At 54.0% G+C, this 17,572-nt stretch carries 16 protein-coding genes; all 16 read left to right on the top strand.

The features are described 5' to 3' along the window. Positions 1-5 precede the first annotated feature (5 nt). The 16 genes from ACWKV7_RS03415 (at position 6) to ACWKV7_RS03340 (ending at position 17,558) form a co-directional block, all read left to right on the top strand. Positions 6-509, top strand: coding sequence for an acyltransferase (locus ACWKV7_RS03415; RefSeq protein ID WP_483856217.1), 504 nt, complete (start codon positions 6-8; stop codon positions 507-509). Between the two features lies 1 nt (position 510). Next, positions 511-1,467 (top strand): Gfo/Idh/MocA family protein, encoded by a 957-nt coding sequence (locus ACWKV7_RS03410; protein ID WP_483856216.1) that lies wholly within the window; start codon positions 511-513, stop codon positions 1,465-1,467. Then, entirely contained in the window at positions 1,464-2,441 is a 978-nt protein-coding gene (locus ACWKV7_RS03405; protein WP_483856215.1) for a dTDP-glucose 4,6-dehydratase, read from the top strand. The genes ACWKV7_RS03410 and ACWKV7_RS03405 overlap by 4 nt, the downstream gene beginning before the upstream one ends. Further along, on the top strand, positions 2,438-3,538 hold the full coding sequence (locus tag ACWKV7_RS03400) for a DegT/DnrJ/EryC1/StrS family aminotransferase (RefSeq protein ID WP_483856214.1): 1,101 nt from the start codon (positions 2,438-2,440) through the stop codon (positions 3,536-3,538). Before ACWKV7_RS03405 ends, ACWKV7_RS03400 begins: the two co-directional genes overlap by 4 nt. After that, entirely contained in the window at positions 3,535-4,467 is a 933-nt protein-coding gene (locus ACWKV7_RS03395; protein WP_483856213.1) for a methionyl-tRNA formyltransferase, read from the top strand. Before ACWKV7_RS03400 ends, ACWKV7_RS03395 begins: the two co-directional genes overlap by 4 nt. 31 nt (positions 4,468-4,498) lie before the next feature. Beyond that, positions 4,499-5,110 carry an imidazole glycerol phosphate synthase subunit HisH gene (hisH, locus tag ACWKV7_RS03390; protein WP_483856212.1) on the top strand — a complete coding sequence of 204 codons (612 nt, stop codon included), beginning with the start codon at positions 4,499-4,501 and terminating at the stop codon, positions 5,108-5,110. A gap of 3 nt (positions 5,111-5,113) precedes the next feature. Further along, on the top strand, positions 5,114-5,875 hold the full coding sequence (locus tag ACWKV7_RS03385) for an AglZ/HisF2 family acetamidino modification protein (protein ID WP_483856211.1): 762 nt from the start codon (positions 5,114-5,116) through the stop codon (positions 5,873-5,875). A gap of 6 nt (positions 5,876-5,881) precedes the next feature. Next, on the top strand, positions 5,882-7,018 hold the full coding sequence (locus ACWKV7_RS03380) for an N-acetyl sugar amidotransferase (protein ID WP_483856210.1): 1,137 nt from the start codon (positions 5,882-5,884) through the stop codon (positions 7,016-7,018). A 1-nt stretch (position 7,019) separates the two neighbouring features. Further along, positions 7,020-8,078 carry a glycosyltransferase family protein gene (locus ACWKV7_RS03375; protein ID WP_483856209.1) on the top strand — a complete coding sequence of 353 codons (1,059 nt, stop codon included), beginning with the start codon at positions 7,020-7,022 and terminating at the stop codon, positions 8,076-8,078. Between the two features lie 10 nt (positions 8,079-8,088). After that, on the top strand, positions 8,089-9,453 hold the full coding sequence (locus tag ACWKV7_RS03370) for a phenylacetate--CoA ligase family protein (protein WP_483856208.1): 1,365 nt from the start codon (positions 8,089-8,091) through the stop codon (positions 9,451-9,453). A gap of 125 nt (positions 9,454-9,578) precedes the next feature. Then, positions 9,579-10,814, top strand: coding sequence for an oligosaccharide flippase family protein (locus ACWKV7_RS03365; protein ID WP_483856207.1), 1,236 nt, complete (start codon positions 9,579-9,581; stop codon positions 10,812-10,814). 17 nt (positions 10,815-10,831) lie between these two features. After that, positions 10,832-12,979, top strand: coding sequence for a heparinase II/III family protein (locus tag ACWKV7_RS03360; protein WP_483856206.1), 2,148 nt, complete (start codon positions 10,832-10,834; stop codon positions 12,977-12,979). Then, the gene (locus tag ACWKV7_RS03355; RefSeq protein ID WP_483856205.1) at positions 12,976-14,265 is read left to right on the top strand and encodes a glycosyltransferase; all 1,290 of its coding nucleotides are present in this window, start codon (positions 12,976-12,978) and stop codon (positions 14,263-14,265) included. Before ACWKV7_RS03360 ends, ACWKV7_RS03355 begins: the two co-directional genes overlap by 4 nt. Then, on the top strand, positions 14,258-15,208 hold the full coding sequence (locus ACWKV7_RS03350) for an NAD-dependent epimerase/dehydratase family protein (protein WP_483856204.1): 951 nt from the start codon (positions 14,258-14,260) through the stop codon (positions 15,206-15,208). The genes ACWKV7_RS03355 and ACWKV7_RS03350 overlap by 8 nt, the downstream gene beginning before the upstream one ends. Then, positions 15,205-16,350, top strand: a complete 1,146-nt coding sequence (locus ACWKV7_RS03345) for a glycosyltransferase (RefSeq protein WP_483856203.1) — start codon at positions 15,205-15,207, stop codon at positions 16,348-16,350. Before ACWKV7_RS03350 ends, ACWKV7_RS03345 begins: the two co-directional genes overlap by 4 nt. After that, positions 16,347-17,558, top strand: coding sequence for a glycosyltransferase family 4 protein (locus ACWKV7_RS03340; protein WP_483856283.1), 1,212 nt, complete (start codon positions 16,347-16,349; stop codon positions 17,556-17,558). Before ACWKV7_RS03345 ends, ACWKV7_RS03340 begins: the two co-directional genes overlap by 4 nt. Positions 17,559-17,572 lie beyond the last annotated feature (14 nt).

The raw sequence follows: 17,572 nt of genomic DNA, 5'->3' as shown, positions 1-17,572 counted from the left end.
TTACAATGTCGACAGATGTGTTTGTACACCCCAGCGCTAATGTCTCGCCACACGCCAGCATCGGCAATGGAAGCAAAGTTTGGATTAATGTACAGGTCCGCGAAAATGCAAGTATCGGCGAAGGCTGCGTCATTTCGAAAGACGTCTATATTGATCACGCCGTAAAAATCGGTCATCGATGCAAGATTCAAAACAGCGTCTCTGTCTATAACGGCGTTGAAATTGGCGACGATGTATTCGTAGGCCCTAATGTTTCCTTCACCAACGACAAAGTCCCGCGTGCCTTCAACGCAGACTGGAAAATTACCCCGACTTATGTGGCGGAGGGCGCAAGTATTGGGGCCAACGCCACGATCGTCTGCGGCATAACCATTGGCAAGTACGCGATGGTCGCTGCCGGCAGCGTGGTCACAAAAGACGTGGAGCCATATACTTTGGTCATGGGTAACCCGGCACGTGCCGTAGCAAAAATCGACAAAGCGGGGAACCGCGTCACCGGTGAAGATTGAAATGAGTGAAGCTGCATTGAGGGTGGGCCTGATTGGTTTGGGCAGGATGGGACAGAACCATCTGCGTGTGCTATCCATGCTGAAAAGCGTCGAGCTTGTATTTATTTCCGACGCGAACGATACATTGTCCCAGCGTCTTGGCATTCAATACGACGTTCGCGCGGTGAGTAACCCTGTCGACGCGTTGGACTTGGCCGATGCGGTGGTCATCTGTACGCCTACTGTCACCCATGCTGATTACATACGCCTCGTTGCGACTAAGGTGCGCAATATCTTTGTCGAGAAACCGCTCGCCGATACGCTGGAGGAGGCGAAACAAATTGCCGACTTCGTTGTGGAGCATGGCCTCAATCTGCAAGTGGGATTCATCGAACGATTCAATTCTGCGGTGCAAGGTTTGAAGAGCGTGCTCGACAAAGCTCAGCAGGTGATCAGCATCGATTTCACTCGCACGAACAAGCTGAGCGCTCGTATTACCGATGTCGATGTGGTCACCGATTTGATGATCCACGACATCGACTTGGCGTTGTACCTCAACGGGCCGGCATCGTCGGTCGCGGCGCATGGTTTCGCTCAGGAACAAATGATCGATTTCGCCTCGGCTCTGATCACCCATGAAAATGGGCGTTTTTCGCGTATCCAGGCCAGCCGCATCACCGATAAGAAGAAACGCCTGATCGAAGCGACTTGCCGCGACATGTTTGTTGACTGCGAGTTGCTGCGTAAAGAGATCATCATCAACAGGCAGTCGGAAATTCGTCAGGTCGAGGGCCAGCCCTACACCATCTCCGCAATACAGGAGGCTGTGGAGGTCAGGCCGCAAGAGGCCCTGCTTACCGAACTTCAGGCGTTCATCGCCAGTTGCCACGGAGAGCGCCCGGCAGAGTTCCCGAATGAACGGGCAGGCCTCGCCGCCATGGAAATCTGTGATCAAATTCAGAAAGCGGTGATTGCATGACTTTCAAACGTACGCTTGCTGGCCAGACGGTTTTGGTTACGGGGGGGGCTGGATTCATTGGTAGTCACTTGGTGGATCGCCTTCTGCTAGAAGGCGCAGAGCAGGTTGTGGTAATCGATAACCTGTTCGTCGGTTCGGAGGATAATCTGTCCGAGGCCATGGCGAGCGGGAAGGTTGCGTTCTACCGGGATGATGCGGAACTGCCGACCAGTTTGGATTACATATTCAGCCGCCATGCGATTGATATTGTCTTCAATTGCGCTACCAAAGCGCTGAATTATTCGTTCCTGAACCCGGCCAACGCCTTCGATACCAATGTTACCGTTACCTTGAATTTGCTCGAGCAGCAGCGTCGCGGTGCATTCAAAACTCTGTGTCATTTCTCCACATCGGAGGTCTATGGTTCGGCTGTTTACGAACCCATGGACGAGCACCATCCACGTAATCCAACCACCACCTATGCGGCCGGCAAGGCTGCCGCCGACTTGGCAGTGGAAAGTTACGTCCGGATGTTCGAGCTGGATGCGATCATCGTGCGCCCCTTCAATAACTATGGCCCACGGCAGAACTACCGTGGCATGTTGGCCGGTGTCATTCCGATCACTGCCTGGCGGGTATTGACGGGCGGTATCCCCGAAATTCACGGTGACGGCACGCAGAGCCGGGACTTCATTTATGTTCACGACACGGTCGATGCGGTGGTCAAACTGTTCGAGGTGCTCCCCGCCGGTGAATCGGTGAACATTTCTACCGATAATCAGATCGCCATCGGCGAACTGGTGACGCGAATTTGTACCACCCTCGGCTATATGGGCGACATTACCCGCAAGGCCGCTCGTCAAGCCGATGTGCTTTGCCATAACGCCAGCAATGAAAAAGTACATACGCTGATCAATTATTCGCTGACTGATTTTGATACCGGTTTGAAGGAAACACTTGACTGGTATGTCAATCGGATTGGGAGGTCATCATGAATAGAATCCGTCTGATGAAGCCCTATATCGAGTTCGAAGAAGTCGAAGCGGATTTTCGTGAAATCTTTGCGAGCGGCATGTTCACTCGTGGCGCGCAGGTCGAGGCATTTCGACACGACCTCATGCAGCTCACTGGTGCAGGGCATGCATTTCTCGCTACATCGGCAACCACTGCGCTGTGGATGTGCCTGAAGCTGTTGAATGTCGGTCCTGGGGACGAGGTCGTCGTGTCTGACTTCTCCTTCCCAGCGACCGCGAACGTGGTGGAGGACTTGGGCGCTACGCCGGTTTTTGCGGATGTTTCCCTGGACTCCTTCAACATGCTTCCAGAGGCTCTGGAAGCGCTGATGACTCCGAGGACCAAGGCGGTTATCTATGTCGATGCGCTAGGTAACCCCACAGGGCTGCATCGGATACTTGAACTATGTCGTCACCATGGCGTGCCACTTATCGAGGATGCCGCCTGTGCGATAGGCAGTTCTGAGAAAGGTCAACGCTGCGGCGCTATCGCGGACCTGACCTGCTTTAGCTTTCATCCGCGAAAACTCATCAGCACGGGTGAGGGGGGCGCAATCACCACCAACCGCGGTGATTGGGCCGGATGGTTCGATATCAAGTTGGCCCACGGCGCCAAAGGGATGAAGGGCAACGCCCTTGACTTCGTGGACTACGGCTACAACTTTCGCCTGCCAGAGTTACAGGCGGCTATGGGGCGTAAACAGCTGGCGAAGATTGACACAATCATCGAGCAGCGAAATAGCGTCCGACAGACATACATGGAGTTGCTGGCGCCACTCGGTTTCATTGCTCAGTACGTCGGTGAGACGGTCGAATACAACGTCCAGTCGCTGGTTTTTAAGGTTCCCCCGGGGTGTTCTCGAGATGCCTTGATCGTCGCATTGAGGGAGAAGGGCGTCGAGTCGACGATTGGCACCTACGCGCTGAGCGCCACAACGTATTTTGCGAATAAATACGGGGTTAATAATGCAAATGCGCGCTGGCTGGAAGAGAATACAATTACGTTGCCTTGTTATGCTGATTTGGATTGCGAGCAAGTAGTTGACGCCATTCGAATGAAACTTGGTGTAAGTCAATGAGTGTTAAACCTCTCGTTTTTATGGGGAGTAAGCGAGCAGGACTTAACGCGCTCAAGCGCCTTTTGGAGCGGTTGCCTTCTGGTTGTGTTCGTGCGGTATTGTGTCCGAATGATGTTTCTGATTCTAGAAGTGTTCTTGCTGACTTTCAGGCTCTGTCCTCCTCCTATGGAATAACATTGTATGTGGTCGGTGGGCGCGAAGAGGTCGAGGCGGTTCTGCATCGGTTATCGCCGTCTGGAGTTGTTGTTCATGGTTGGTACCAGATAATTCGTGTTCGGGAGTTTGAGAGTACGGAGTTTTTTGGATTTCACTACTCTCCTTTGCCCAGATATCGTGGGAGTGCCCCGCTTGTGTGGCAAATAATTAATGGTGAAGAAGAGATTGGTGTAAGTTTTTTTGTTCTTTCTGATGGCATGGATGATGGTGATCTTCTCGATCAGCGTTTTTTCTCGCTGCAACAGAATGAAGACGTCGCTGATGCTCTGAGCAAAGCTGACGAGCTAGTGGCTGGCATGCTTGATGATTTTTGTCTGAAATGGTCAAGTGGTAATCTCACAAGGTCTTCTCAGTCTGCGATAGGTGCTAGTTACTGTGGTATGCGCATTCCAGAGGATGGGCGTATAGATTGGCATCAGCCAGCGACTGTCGTTAATAATTTTATTCGGGCACAAGCTCATCCATATCCTGGCGCTTATTCGCACACTCCTGATGGGAGGAAAATAATATTCTTAAAGGTTAGCCTTGAAGAGCGTATGTTCTACGGAAGCCCCGGCTCTGTAGTTGAGGTGGCTTCCGATGCTGTTGTTGTCGCATGCGGTAGTGGATCTTTACGCATCCTGCAAGTTATGTATGAGGATGGAGTTAAGGTGGGTGTGAAAAGTGCTTTAGGCTCTTTGAAGCTAAGATTAAGTAATTTCTTGGTCGGATAGTGTGTTGCGCTTAGGCTCCGGAGCGTTGAGCATGATAACAGTCGTGGATTATGGTGCTGGTAATATTGGCTCCGTTGTTAATATGATTCGTAAGTCCGGCGGCCAGGCTACTGCCACGGGAAGTTTGGATGGTCTCGCGAGCGCTGAAAAAATATTGCTACCTGGTGTAGGTAGCTTTGATAATGCGATGACCCGGTTGAAAAACTTGGGATTGGTTGATGTTCTGCAAGAGCGCGCAGCCGCAGGTGTCAATTTTCTTGGTATCTGTCTGGGCATGCAGTTGCTGGCAACGCACAGTGAAGAGGGTTCCATTCCGGGGCTTGGCCTTATTCCCGGCGCAGTGCAAAAATTCAAGTTTGATGGTGAATGCTCATCGTTAAAGATTCCCCACATGGGCTGGAATCGAGTGCGTGCCGTCCGTGAGCATTCGCTGGCCAACGGCCTGGATCAGGATGCCAGATTTTATTTCGTGCACTCCTATTTCTATGATTGTGACAACCCCGAGGACGTTCTTTTCAGCGCGCGCTATGGCATTGACTTTGCCGCTGGTGTCCAGCGTGGCAATGTCATGGGTGTGCAGTTTCATCCAGAGAAAAGTCATAGATACGGCATGCAGCTTCTGAAGAATTTTATCGAGCTCTGAGAAATGCTTGAAACACGACTCATGCCGTGCCTCCTCATGAGTGGCGGTGCGCTGGTTAAAACGGTTAAGTTCAAGTCGCTAACGTATGTTGGCGATCCGGTCAACGCTGTGCGGATTTTCAACCAGAAAGAGGTTGATGAACTTGTATTGCTAGATATCCATGCGACCAGCCAAAACCGGGGTATAGATTTCGAGACTCTCGAAAAATTGGTCACTGAGTGTTTTATGCCAATTTGCTACGGAGGCGGTGTTCGCAACATCGAGGACATGCGGCGGCTGTTTGCCCTCGGTATCGAGAAGATATCTCTCGGTGCGGCGGCATTCGAAGTTCCCGGTCTCGTGAAACAGGCCGCCGACGAATTTGGTTCGCAGGCGGTGGTGGTCACTCTGGATGTCAAGAAGAACCTGTTTGGGCGTCATTCCGTTCGTATTCGAAATGCGGGCCAGGACACTAAGTTAAGCCCTGTAGAGGCTGCGAGATCGCTGGAGCAGCAGGGCGCAGGTGAACTCATTCTATATTCTGTAGATCAGGATGGCACCTGGGCTGGTTTCGACCTCAAGTTAATTGAAGATGTGAGCCGTGCCGTCAGCATTCCAGTCGTTGCAACAGGCGGAGCCGGGTCGTTGGATGACGTGCGTTCCGCGGTCAAGAGTGCCGGTGCCTCGGCAGTCGCGATTGGTAGTATGGCCGTTTTTCAGGGTAAAGATCTGGGTGTATTGATCAAATTTCCAACGCGCAAAGATCAGGTGAGTTATCTAGGTTGAATTGATATGAATGAAGTTATCTGCACACGCTGTATTTACGATGAAAGTGTTCCGAACATCCATTTCGATGAGGCGGGTGTGTGTAACTACTGTCGTCAAATCGAAGGCCTCGAACAGGAGTACCCGACCGGAGCAGAAGGCAAGGTTCGCCTGGAAAAGATGGTCGAAGAGATGAAGGCCGCGGGGCGAGGCAAGAAGTATGACGCCATCATCGGCGTGAGCGGTGGCTGCGACTCGTCTTTCCTGGTTCACCAGATGAAGGAGGTCTATGGGTTACGTTTGCTCGCCGCGCACTTTGATAATACTTGGAATTCGACGATCGCTACAGAGAATATCCATAACGTACTTGAAAAATTGAATGTGGACTTGTTTACGATCGTCGTTGATAATAAAGAGTACGATGATATTTATCGCTCTTTCTTCAAGGCTGGGGTGAAAGATCTCGAAACGCCAACGGATATCGGGCTGGCCACCACACTGTATAAAGCTGCTGAGAAGTTTGGCATCAAGTACATGATCGAGGGGCATTCCTTTCGCACCGAAGGGGTTGCGCCGCTCGGCTGGATTTATATGGATGGCAAGTACATCGATTCCGTCCATCGTCAGTTCGGTAGTGTGCCAATGAAGACTTTCCCCAATCTGTGGTTCAAGGACTTCATTCGCTGGATGACATTTAGTGGTATCAAGAAGGTCAGGCCGTTGTATTACATGGACTATGACAAGGAAGCGGCGAAGAAGATGCTTGCAGAAAAGTACGGCTGGCAATGGTACGGCGGACACCACCTCGAAAATCGCTTCACGGCGTTTTATCACAGTTACTTCTTGCCTACACGTTGGAATATAGATTTTCGTATTGCAGGCTATTCTGCATATTGCAGAAATGGCTGGATGACTCGCGAAGAAGCGCTACAGTTGATGAATGAGCCTCCATACATTGAATCTGACCTTGTCGAGTTCACGAAGAAGCGTCTTGGCTTTTCGGATGCGGAATTTGATCATTTGATGAATCTTCCCAAGAAGACGTACCGTGATTATGAAACGTACAAGAAGACGTTTGAAAGGCTGCGCCCATTTTTCTGGTTGATGTATAAGATGGAGTTGGTACCGAAGAGCTTTTACATGAAATATACGGCCAAGTCTTGATATGGATTTTACTTCAAGACCTGTATTGCAGTACGGAAGCCTCGCGGCGTGGCCCTATACCTTGGCTGAGGCGCTAACAGCGATCGGATGTCGTTCGATCAACATCATTCCGGAGGAGGTCGACGTTCATGATCTGGATCGTAAGCTTCCTTATCATGAAGCCATTAGTCGACAGGGTGGCAATCGCTTGTTAAAGGCTGTGCAGCGTGCTTCCTTTCTGAGCACTGTCCCCAGAAATTACTCGCTTGTCCATTATCATGGCAGTCATTTGCTGCGCGGCAGCGCGCATCATCTGCTTGAGGGGCGGTATCTGGACGCATGTGGTGTACCGATGATCGTCAGTTTTGGTGGCGGTGACGCCCGGATTGTCGAGATGGCACGTGCGAAGAATCCTTACTTCTTCCGGCCGAGCGACCCGCAGCGTGACGAATCGATCAGGCGCTATCTAAAATCCATCTCCCGGTACATTCGCTACGCCGCGACGGACTGTGAGATGGAAGAGTACGTGGCGCCTTACTTTGACAAGGTGTTCACGTTTCGGCAGCCAGTGGATCTTGGGCGGTTTGATTTCGTTGCGCCAAACACTGACCGGCCACCTGTTTTTTTGCATGTGCCGACAGAGCCCTATGTGAAGGGAACCGAACATATCGTCTCGGCCATGGAGCAATTGCGAGCCGAGGGCTTGGTTTTCGAGTTTCGCTTGAAGCGGCGCTTGACGCAGAAAGAGTTTTATCAGGAGTTGTCGGCTTGCGATGTGTACATAGATGAACTTCGCTGTGGCTCTCATGGAGTGACCGCCGTCGAGGCGATGGCGGCCGGAAAACCTACGGTGACCTATATTCGCCCAGATCTTCTGGAGCGTTATCCCGCAGACATGCCGTTGGTGAGTGCTAATCCCGATACGATTGGTTCCGTTGTGAAAGCGCTCATCTGCGACCCAGCCAGGCGTGCCAGTTTGGCCCAGGACAGTCGTCGATATACCGAGAAATATCATGATGCCAAGGTGGTGGCTCGCGATATTCTGGCCTGCTACCGGGCCATCGGTCTTTCCGGATGCTGATGCAGTTCGAGTGATTGAAGAACCCAATTGTCTATGTGGTGAACCTTGTATGCGATTAAGGGACGCGGCCCTCGATGCGACGGAGCGGTTTTCAGTTCCGCTCTCCTATACCCCAAACTTCTTGCGTATGGGTTTTGGTTATTTGCGAGAGAAGAGGATGCTCTCGGCGATCGAGACGCTTGAGCCTGAGCTATGGGAGAAGCAACTGTATTGCAGGTTGCGGGCCTTGCTGGAAACGGCAGTTAAGCATGTCGAGTTCTACCGTTCCTTTTATCGGACCCAAGGCTTTGAGGTGGGAGATTTCAAATGCCTGAACGATTGGTCTCTTGTGCCGATCGTGAAGAAAAGTGATTTTCAGGCGTTTTCACTGGTATCACGCAGTGCGACGCGGGGAGTGGGTGTGGTTTGCAATACGGGGGGAACCTCGGGCGAGCCATTGACCTTCTTCTTGCCATCAGGAGCCACGGGGTTGGAGTGGGCTCATATGCATCGCGTATGGGAGTCCAGGGGATATCGTTCAACGCATCTAAAGTTGCGCTTCGGTGGCGTCTACTTTAAGACTGACGCACCTGTTACTTTTCATCCTCGCCACAACGAATTCATCGTGAATGCGAATGCCTCCATGTCGAAGGTGGTCCGGGCTGTTCTTGAATTATCTCGCAGACATGTCTTTCGCTGGGTTCATGGGTATCCAAGCCTGGTTGCCGACTTTGCTCATGCGCTGGAGCAGGCAGGTGAGGGCGCAACCGTTTTTCGTCAGCGTCTTTATGGAGCCTTGTTGGGGTCCGAGTTCCCCGCTCCTGTTTACCGTGAGCCGATTTCAAGAATACTTTCTTCAAACATCGTGAGTTGGTATGGGCACAGTGAGATGGCGCTGTTGGCGCGCGAGACGGCACTGGGTGTCTATCAGAGCTTTGCTTCTTACGGCTATGCGGAAGCCATAGGCGGCGAGAGCGACAGCGAAGGGCATCGATTAGTGAGTACCTCATTGCACAATCGAGTACATCCATTCATTCGCTACGACACCGGCGATCTGGTCGAGCCTGTTTCTAGCGGGGGCGGCTCGCTTGCGTTCCGCATTTCTGAAGGGCGTGTCGGGGATTTTGTTCTCGATCGCCAGCAGCGTCGACTGTCGCTCACCTCGATTATTTTTGGTCGCCATCATTCTGCTTTCGATCAACTCTTGCACCTGCAGGTCAGGCAGGATGTGCCTGGGCGTCTCACCTTGCTGGCAGTCATGCGTCCAGACTCCCTCAATCCTGTCGATTTGCGCGGCGGTTTTGATTTTACCGGGCTCGATCTGGAGTGGAGCATCGAGGTGCTCGATGCGCCGCTGCGCACGATGAGCGGGAAGATTAAGCTGAAGGTTCAGTAGTCGTAGCGCTTGTTGTCATTAATCTCAGAATTTCTTGGTTCTTCAATGCGCGACGCGACATTTTTTTTTGAAACCTGTAGTGACGGCTTTCTGTTGTGAACATGCGCATGCGCTTGAAGGGCACCTTGATCAGGCTGCAAGCCAATGGCATACCCCATGTTGTACTGAGCAATTTGGTTCAGCAGGGGGCGGCTTTCCTTGCGGTTATCCTGATTGCCAAGATTCTTGGGCCTGGCGACTTTGCGCTTATTCGGATTGCGCTCGCCTATGTCGCCGTGGCGACAGTAGTTGCGGGTGGAGGCTTTACAGCGCCTGTGTTGCGCTACTGCGCGGATGCACTATTTGCTAGCGATACAAAGCAGAAGGTGCTGGGTATTGCGCTTCGGCGTGTTTTGTTGTTTTCGTCGCTGACACTTGTCCTGTTGCTTGGAGCAATCGTTGTGCGTTACGAGGCGGGGGATGAATTTGTAATTTTCATGTCTTACGCATTGCAACTTCCTGGCTTGGCGGTTGCGGCGCTGCTGTTGGTCTATCTCCAGGCGATCCAGCAGTTTCGAGTGCTGGCGTTCTCACAGATTTTCATCCGTCTTGTCAGCCTTTTGGTTACCACCCTGGCTGCATACCTTGGCGGGCTTTCGGGCTTTTTGCTGGCTGCCTTGCTGATGGCCTATTTTGTTTGCGTACCTTTGTGGTTTTTCGTTCGGCCAGTACTGGTGAGCTTGCAACAGGTGTCCGTACCTGAAGATTTCAATCGGTTAGCTTTTTATAGCCTGGTTGGCACCCTGATTACGACGATCGGACAATATGCCGACCTTATAATTCTCGACCTGACCAGTACGCCCAAAGGGGATATTGCCGTTTATTCGTTGGCGGTTATTTTCTTCTTTGCCGCCAGTGCCCTGATAGGCGCGGTGCAGAGCGTCGCGACCCCCGGATTCACTGCCCTGATCAACAGTCCTGAACTGTTTCGCGAGAAATTGTATCGCTGGACGGCAATCATGTCGGCTGTAGGCGTTCCTGTCGCCGCTGCCAGCATTGCGGTCGCTTATGGTGTTGAACACTGGTTCCTGGGTGAGCAGTATTCCGGCCTTACCGGTTTGTTGGTTCTGCTGATGATCAAGTTCTGCTTGTGGTGTTCCTATGCCATCGGAGGGGCTGCGCTGGTGGGCATTGGTGCGATTAGACAAGGCATGTGGATTGCCGCCATCACTACCAGCGTCTCGATAGGCTTGGGTTATGTGTTGTGCTTGCACTTCGGTGTCTGGGGTGCTGCCTGGACGCAGGTAGCTGTTTCGATTGTATCGGTGATCGCCATCTGGCGAGTGATTTTGCAGCAAGTCGCAATGCTTCGTCCGCTGTAGCGTTAAGAGGAGTGGCAATGACGAACCTGCTGTTGCGTATACGCGGTCGCGTGCGCCGAGAGTGCCTGGGATGGAGCGAAAGGGCTTGCAACGTCGTTCGTCCCACATTTTTGTCAGTGAAAGAAGCTGAGCCGCTTGCCCATATTTTTGAATTCCTCGACGAGGCATTCATGGCTCAGTTGAGGTCGGCGTTTCCATCCTATGGTTCGTTGGTCAGTCAGCAAGCTGAGCATTCGCTCATGCACCAGTTCGATCTGCTGGGATCGGGTCTTTGCAAGGTCGCCTACGGTGCGCCATGTGAGGGATTGAGGAGCGTTCATTACGATATGTCTGTTCCCGTTCGGGTGGACGCTCGGGGCCATTGGCTGCGTGGGCGGATAAACGCTCGGAATCTGGTTGAGGCTCAGCGTATCTGGCGTCTAATCGATGCAGCCTATGTGCCTATCGATTGGCAACTGGATTTCAAGTCCGGGTTCCGTTGGGCGGAAAACGCTTGGCATCGTGATATACGCATCGGCCATAAACTGGGTGTTGATGTGAAGGTGCCTTGGGAGCTCGCTCGCTTGCAGCATCTTCCAACCCTGGCAATGGCGGCCCATTTTTCAGGAGTGCAAGAGGCGAATTTTCGTGCGCCTGAAGTGTACGCCCGTGAATTCAGAAATCAGGTTCTGGATTTTGCCGCGACCAACCCGCCAGGGTTTGGGGTGAACTGGGTATGTGCGATGGATGTGGCGATTCGTGTCGCCAACCTTCTGGTCGCTCGGGATATCTTTATTGCCGCCGGCGTGCGTTTTGACGCAGCGTTTGAAGCGGTGTTCGTTGCCACAGTAAAAGCCCATGCGCGGCATGTCATGGCCAATCTGGAGTGGTCTCCCCGTTTTCGAGGCAATCATTATCTCGCGGACATTCTGGGGCTGTTGTTCAGCGCAATTTATCTTCCGTGTGGCAAGGAAACGGATGCCTGGCTATGTTTCGCCATCCGAGAATTGCTTACGGAAACGGCGTATCAGTTCCACGAGGATGGCAGCAACTTCGAAGCGTCAGTTTGTTATCACCGGTTATCGGCCGAGATGGTGCTTTGGGGAGCTGCGCTGCTGAGTAACCTAGCCCCGAACAAGATGGCGGCCCTGGCACGCTCAACTTCCCTCCCTTTGCGAGAGCGCTTGATGTCTCCAGTGCCACCGGTTTCTCGCTTGCAGACTGACGACGGCCAACCGCTGCCAGATTGGTTTTGGGAGCGTATGGCGCGCATGGCCGACTTCACCGAAGCAATGACGCGCCCAGATGGCCAAGTTGTTCAGTTCGGTGATAACGACAGCGGGCGCTTTCTTCTCCTGGGCAGCGGCGAACAGCTTTTGGTTGGCAACGATCCTTCGGCCTTCGGGTGGTCGCTGGATCATCGCTCGTTGATCGCGTGCATACGCAGCATTACGGGTGAGGGGCAATGGACGGACCCTTGTTCGATGATGGTTTCCAGGCTGGCCGGAGCCCGGCGCGCTCGGTTGAAGTATCAATCAGCGCCTTTTTCGCAAGTCGGTGAAGATGAGGTTTGGGATGAGTGCATGCTGAAGTGGAGCAACACTGCCGCTCATTCTCGTTGGTCTTCTCGTTTCGATTCTCCTGGAGCGTGTCTTACAGACCAGCTCCAGTTGTCGGCCTTCCCTGGAATGGGATGCTATATCATGCGCAGCCCCGATCTCTATCTGGCCATACGCTGTGGTGAGATCGGCCTGGCCGGGTTGGGCGCTCACGCTCACTGTGACCAACTGGCCATCGAGTTGGTCGTCGCGGGCAAAGACTGCATACGCGATCCTGGCACTTTCATCTACACCGCGTTTCCGGAGGAGCGAAATCGTTATCGGTCCGCACTGGCTCATCACGTGCCACGTGTTGCTGGAAGAGAGCCGGCGAATTTGGAGTTGGGTGTGTTCGATCTACGAGGGGCTGCGGAAGGAGAATGTCTGTACTTTGGGCCTAGGGGGTTTATCGGGCGCCATGCCGGATACGGTTCATGGGTCTATCGAATCATCGCTTTGCAAGATGACGGAGTCGAGATCTTGGACTTTGCAGAGGGCGCGCTAGCGATCGCTGATCCTCAACCCCTACCTCTACCGTTTTCCGCCAGTTATGGGCGTATCGCTGAAAAACGCGGAGCCGTTCTGTGAAGCTTCTGGTCATCACCTATTCCTATGCGCCGGATTTGACCCCGCGTGCGTTTCGCTGGGCTGCATTGGTTGAAGAGCTGGCGCGTCGCGGTCACGAAATTCACGTGTTGTGCGCGTCAAGCGTCGGGATCTCTGAGTCGAGGATTCCGGGTGTGACGGTTTTCCGGGTGAAGGACTGGTTGTTGAATGCGTCTGCCCGAGTTTCTGACGGCGGATCTGCTACGGCTACCGCTCCACCGAAGGGGCTTGTGGTCAGGGCGAAGGCATTGTTTCGCAGAGCGGCGCGGAGTGTATGGCGCGCGCTGTACTGGCCCGATTATTCCTGTGGCTGGGTGGTTCCCGCGGTGTTTCGCGCGCGTGATTTGTGTATAGAACAGCGGTATGACTGGGTCGTTTCGGTTTCACATCCGTTCAGCGGGCATGTCGTCGGCTGGCTGGTAAAACGCTATGCGAAGCAGTCACGCTGGTTGGTTGATATCGGCGATCCGTTCTCCCTCATGAAGGAGCCTGAGCCCAACAATCATCGACTGTATGGGTGGCTTAACCGCCTGGCCGAAGGCCGTGTCGTGGGGCTGGCCGACAGTATCAGTGTCACGACGGTGTCGACGCAGCAGATGTACGAGCAGTATTTTTCATTACCCGTTAGCAAGGTACGCGTAATGCCTCCGTTGCTGTCGCTTCCTACGTTTCCGGAGACTGCTTCCAGCACAGCTTCCGCTCCGATTAGGCTCGTTTTCGTTGGCACCCTTTATCGAAACTTGCGCAGCCCTCGCTATTTGCTGAATTGCCTGGATTCCATGCTTCAGGCGATACCTAGTCTGCGCATCGAGGTGCATTTTTATGGCGCGGTCAATGATTGTGTCGAGGAACTGGAGGCGTGCCCGGATGATCTGAAATCCTCGTTGTTTGTGCATGGGCTGGTGGCCCGAAATGAGGTGATTCGGGCAATGGCGGAGGCCGACATCCTGGTCAATATTGGCAACGACTCGGAGACGCAACTGGCAAGCAAGGTCATCGAATACATGGCTATGGGTAAACCGATTCTCAATGTAATCAGTCTTGTGCGTGATACATCTGTTTCAGCCTTGGCGGAATATCCTGCGGTCTTGACGGTTGAGCGTGCGTTGGGTGAGCCGTCGTTAAGCGTACTGGAAGGATTGGCGGCGTTTCTTCAGCGGCCGCCGTCGGTTGCGCCTGAATGTGTAGTGGCGATAAGGCGACAATACTCGCTTACGCATGTGGCAGATCTTTATGTGTCGGCTTTAGAGGGAAAGGGTGATGCATAAGGCGTGTACTGTCGTGACCGGTGCCACCGGCTTTGTGGGACGTCATTTTCTGAAGGCGATGGCCTCGGTCACTTCCATACGTGCGCTGACGCGTCAGGTGGGAAAGCATGATCAAGCATTCATGAATGTCGAGTGGGTATCGGGAGATATCGGAGATCCGGCAGCGCTGGAACGTTTACTGGCGCCAGGCTGTACCGTAGTCAATTTGGCGTTTTCTCCTGCTAATACTCACGCAGAGGCAGTGGCTGCCTCTCAGGCCCTGATGGATGCCTGCGCCAGAAAAGGGGTTGCTCGACTCATTCACTGCAGCACCATATCGGTATACGGCCGTACGGGCGGGGGGATTATTGACGAATGCACGCCCTGCAACCCCATTGACGCCTATGGCCAGCAGAAACTGGCCATTGAGCAGGCACTTTTAGCGGCGTACGACGGTCGCTTCGACTTTGCCATTCTCCGCCCCGCTGCAGTCTTTGGCGCCGGGGGGCAGGCGCTAACAGCACTTTGCGCTTCACTGAAGAACGGCTGGCGCGCCGCGAACTATGGCCGCTCCGCTCTATTCGGTAGTCGCCGGATGCATCTTGTCCGGGTGGAGCTGGTCGTGGCTGCGCTGCGTTTTCTTTGTGAAGTTCAGCGTCCTTTGCGGGGCGATATCTTCATTGCTGCCGAAGATCATGTGCCCCGGAACAATTTCAGAGACGTAGAGTTGAGGCTCATGAAGGCCTTGGGCGTACCGGACTATCGTCTGCCTGTTTTGCCGCTCCCTGCTGTTCTGCTGAAGACCCTGCTACGCGTGCGTGGCCGGAGTGAGATCGACCCGCTGTGCGTCTACGATGCGACGAAGCTCGATCAGTGGGGGTTTAGCTGTCCGCCCGGCTTTGAAGACGCTGTGACGGCGTTTGCCCGTGATGCCAATGAGCGACTCAGCGGAGGTACGGTGTGAGGGTTCTGCTCGTCAATCATTTGCTGGATGCCGTAAGCGGTGGGGGGACCGCCGAGCGAACTTACCAACTGGCTCGTTTCTTGGCCCTTGAGGGGGTCGATAGTTCCATCTTGACATTGGATGTTGGTCTGTCCGGCGAACGTCTGGCTGGCTTAGGTAACGTGCGTGTCCATGCGCTCCCCTGCTTAAATAAGCGACTCTTTATCCCCAAGCCCTGCGTCAGGCGGGTGTGGGCGTTGGTTGCAGCCGCTGATGTGATCCATATATCTGGGCATTGGACATTGCTCAATGCGTTGGTTTTTTTAGCGTGCCGCACTCAAAAAAAGCCTTATTTCTTCAGTCCTGCAGGTGCGCTCAAGCCTTTTGGCCGATCTTTGCGGCTCAAGCATGCCTATAACTGCGTCGTGGGTCGGGCGTTGCTGAAATCTGCGGCGTTCAATATTGCGATCACGGATGACGAGCGGGCTGACTTTCTTTCGCATGGCGTCGAAGCTGACCGAGTGGTCGTCGTTCCCAATGGAATAGATCCTGCGCAATACCAAGTAGATGAATTATCGTCTGAATGCGATAAGTTTCGTCTGCATTACGGATTGGGATCGGCCCCTTTTGTTTTGTTTCTAGGCCGGCTGAACCATATCAAGGGGCCAGATTTATTGCTGGAGGCCTTCTCTCAGATCTCCAGTCACTACCCTGATCACCTTCTCGTGCTAGCTGGTCCTGACGATGGTTTGGGAGCGTCTTTAAGAGTGCAAGCGCGAGTGCTTGGGGTGGAAGAGCGCATACGCTTTCTTGGTTATGTGTCAGGAGCTACTAAAGTGCTGGCTCTGCGCACTGCGTCGCTTATGGTCATTCCTTCTCGTAGAGAAGCAATGTCCATCGTGATTCTGGAAGCTGGGGCTTGTTCTTGTCCTGTAGTGTTTACGAACGCGTGTGGCCTATCAGGTTTCGAGCAGGCGAGAGCCGGAATTATGGTCGAGCCTGATGCATTCAGGATCGCTGAAGGGATGCAGAAGGCCCTCGGAAACCCTGGGGGCCTGTCGCGTTGCGTCCAGCGTCTGGCCGAACTTGTGAAGAATGACTACCTCTGGGAATCTCAGGCAAAACGGATTCACGCGCTGTGCAAAGGAGTGGTCAAGCCGTGAAAGTTCTTGTCGTGAGTCAGTACTTCTGGCCGGAAAGCTTCATCATCAACGATATCGTGCGCACGCTTGCCGAGCATGGGCATGAGGTGGTGGTGGCCACTGGCAAGCCCAACTATCCGGACGGTAAGGTTTTCGATGGGTATTGTGCTATGGGCACTCAGCGCCACCGCTATTTGGGGTGCATCGAGTTGTTGCGAGTGCCGCTGTGGCCGCGGCGGCAGGGCGGTGCGAAGAATCTGATTTTGAATTACCTGTCCTTTGCATTCAGCGGTCTGTTGTGCCTGCCGTGGATGTTGCGCGGTCGCAAGTTCGACGCCATCCTGGTGTTTGCCCCATCACCGATCACCCAGGCGATACCGGCTATCCTGCTCAAGTGGCTGAAGAATGCGAAGCTGGCCCTGTGGGTGCAGGACCTGTGGCCGGAGAGCCTGTCGGCCACCGGCTTCGTACGTAACCCTCATCTGCTTCGTGCGGTGGGCTGGATGGTACGCGGCATCTACCGACAGTGCGACACCCTGCTGGTGCAGTCGCGGGCATTCGTTGAGCCGGTGGCGCAGTATGCCGACCGCGCGAAGATACAGTATTACCCAAACTCCATGGATGTCCGCGGCGACAAGGCCGTTATACCGGTGCCGGACGAACTTCTCGGGTTGCTCGAGCAGCACTTTTGCGTGGTGTTCGCTGGCAACCTGGGAACCGCGCAGGCCCTCGATACCTTGGTGCAGGCCGCGGTACACCTGCGCGACGAGCCGCGCATTCGCCTAGTGCTGGTCGGCAGCGGCAGTCGTCTGTCCTGGCTCAAGTCCCAGCAGCAGGCGCTGGGCCTGGACAACTTGGTCTTGCCTGGACGTTTCCCGATGGAAGCCATGCCGCAAATCTTCGAACGCGCCTCGGCGCTGCTGGTGTCGCTGAACGACGAACCGGCTTTTGCCCAAACCATCCCCAGCAAGATCCAGGCGTACCTGGCCGCCGGCCGGCCGATCATCGCCTGCATGAATGGTGAGGGTGCCCGGGTGGTCTGCGAGGCGCGTGCCGGCTTGGCCTCGCCGGCCGAGCAGGTGCTGCCTCTGGTGGCTAACATCCGCTGTATGCAGGCGCTGGACGCCAGTGAGCGGGCGGCCATGGGCGCCTCAGGGCGCGCCTATTTCGATGCAAACTTTGAGATGACCAGCCAGGTGCGACGATTGGTTGAGTTGCTAAGCGATTGAATTGAAGGAGGCGC

The organism is Zestomonas ipomoeae (assembly GCF_057128665.1).
Note: the sequence above shows the minus strand (reverse complement) of the source record. Positions and strands in the feature narration are given on the sequence as shown.

Bases quoted from the DNA above. Each gene is read 5' to 3' on its own strand.
- ACWKV7_RS03415 (WP_483856217.1), top strand. From the start codon at position 6: ATGTCGACAGATGTGTTTGTACACCCCAGCGCTAATGTCTCGCCACAC.
- ACWKV7_RS03410 (WP_483856216.1), top strand. From the start codon at position 511: ATGAGTGAAGCTGCATTGAGGGTGGGCCTGATTGGTTTGGGCAGGATG.
- ACWKV7_RS03405 (WP_483856215.1), top strand. From the start codon at position 1,464: ATGACTTTCAAACGTACGCTTGCTGGCCAGACGGTTTTGGTTACGGGG.
- ACWKV7_RS03400 (WP_483856214.1), top strand. From the start codon at position 2,438: ATGAATAGAATCCGTCTGATGAAGCCCTATATCGAGTTCGAAGAAGTC.
- ACWKV7_RS03395 (WP_483856213.1), top strand. From the start codon at position 3,535: ATGAGTGTTAAACCTCTCGTTTTTATGGGGAGTAAGCGAGCAGGACTT.
- hisH (WP_483856212.1), top strand. From the start codon at position 4,499: ATGATAACAGTCGTGGATTATGGTGCTGGTAATATTGGCTCCGTTGTT.
- ACWKV7_RS03385 (WP_483856211.1), top strand. From the start codon at position 5,114: ATGCTTGAAACACGACTCATGCCGTGCCTCCTCATGAGTGGCGGTGCG.
- ACWKV7_RS03380 (WP_483856210.1), top strand. From the start codon at position 5,882: ATGAATGAAGTTATCTGCACACGCTGTATTTACGATGAAAGTGTTCCG.
- ACWKV7_RS03375 (WP_483856209.1), top strand. From the start codon at position 7,020: ATGGATTTTACTTCAAGACCTGTATTGCAGTACGGAAGCCTCGCGGCG.
- ACWKV7_RS03360 (WP_483856206.1), top strand. From the start codon at position 10,832: ATGACGAACCTGCTGTTGCGTATACGCGGTCGCGTGCGCCGAGAGTGC.
- ACWKV7_RS03350 (WP_483856204.1), top strand. From the start codon at position 14,258: ATGCATAAGGCGTGTACTGTCGTGACCGGTGCCACCGGCTTTGTGGGA.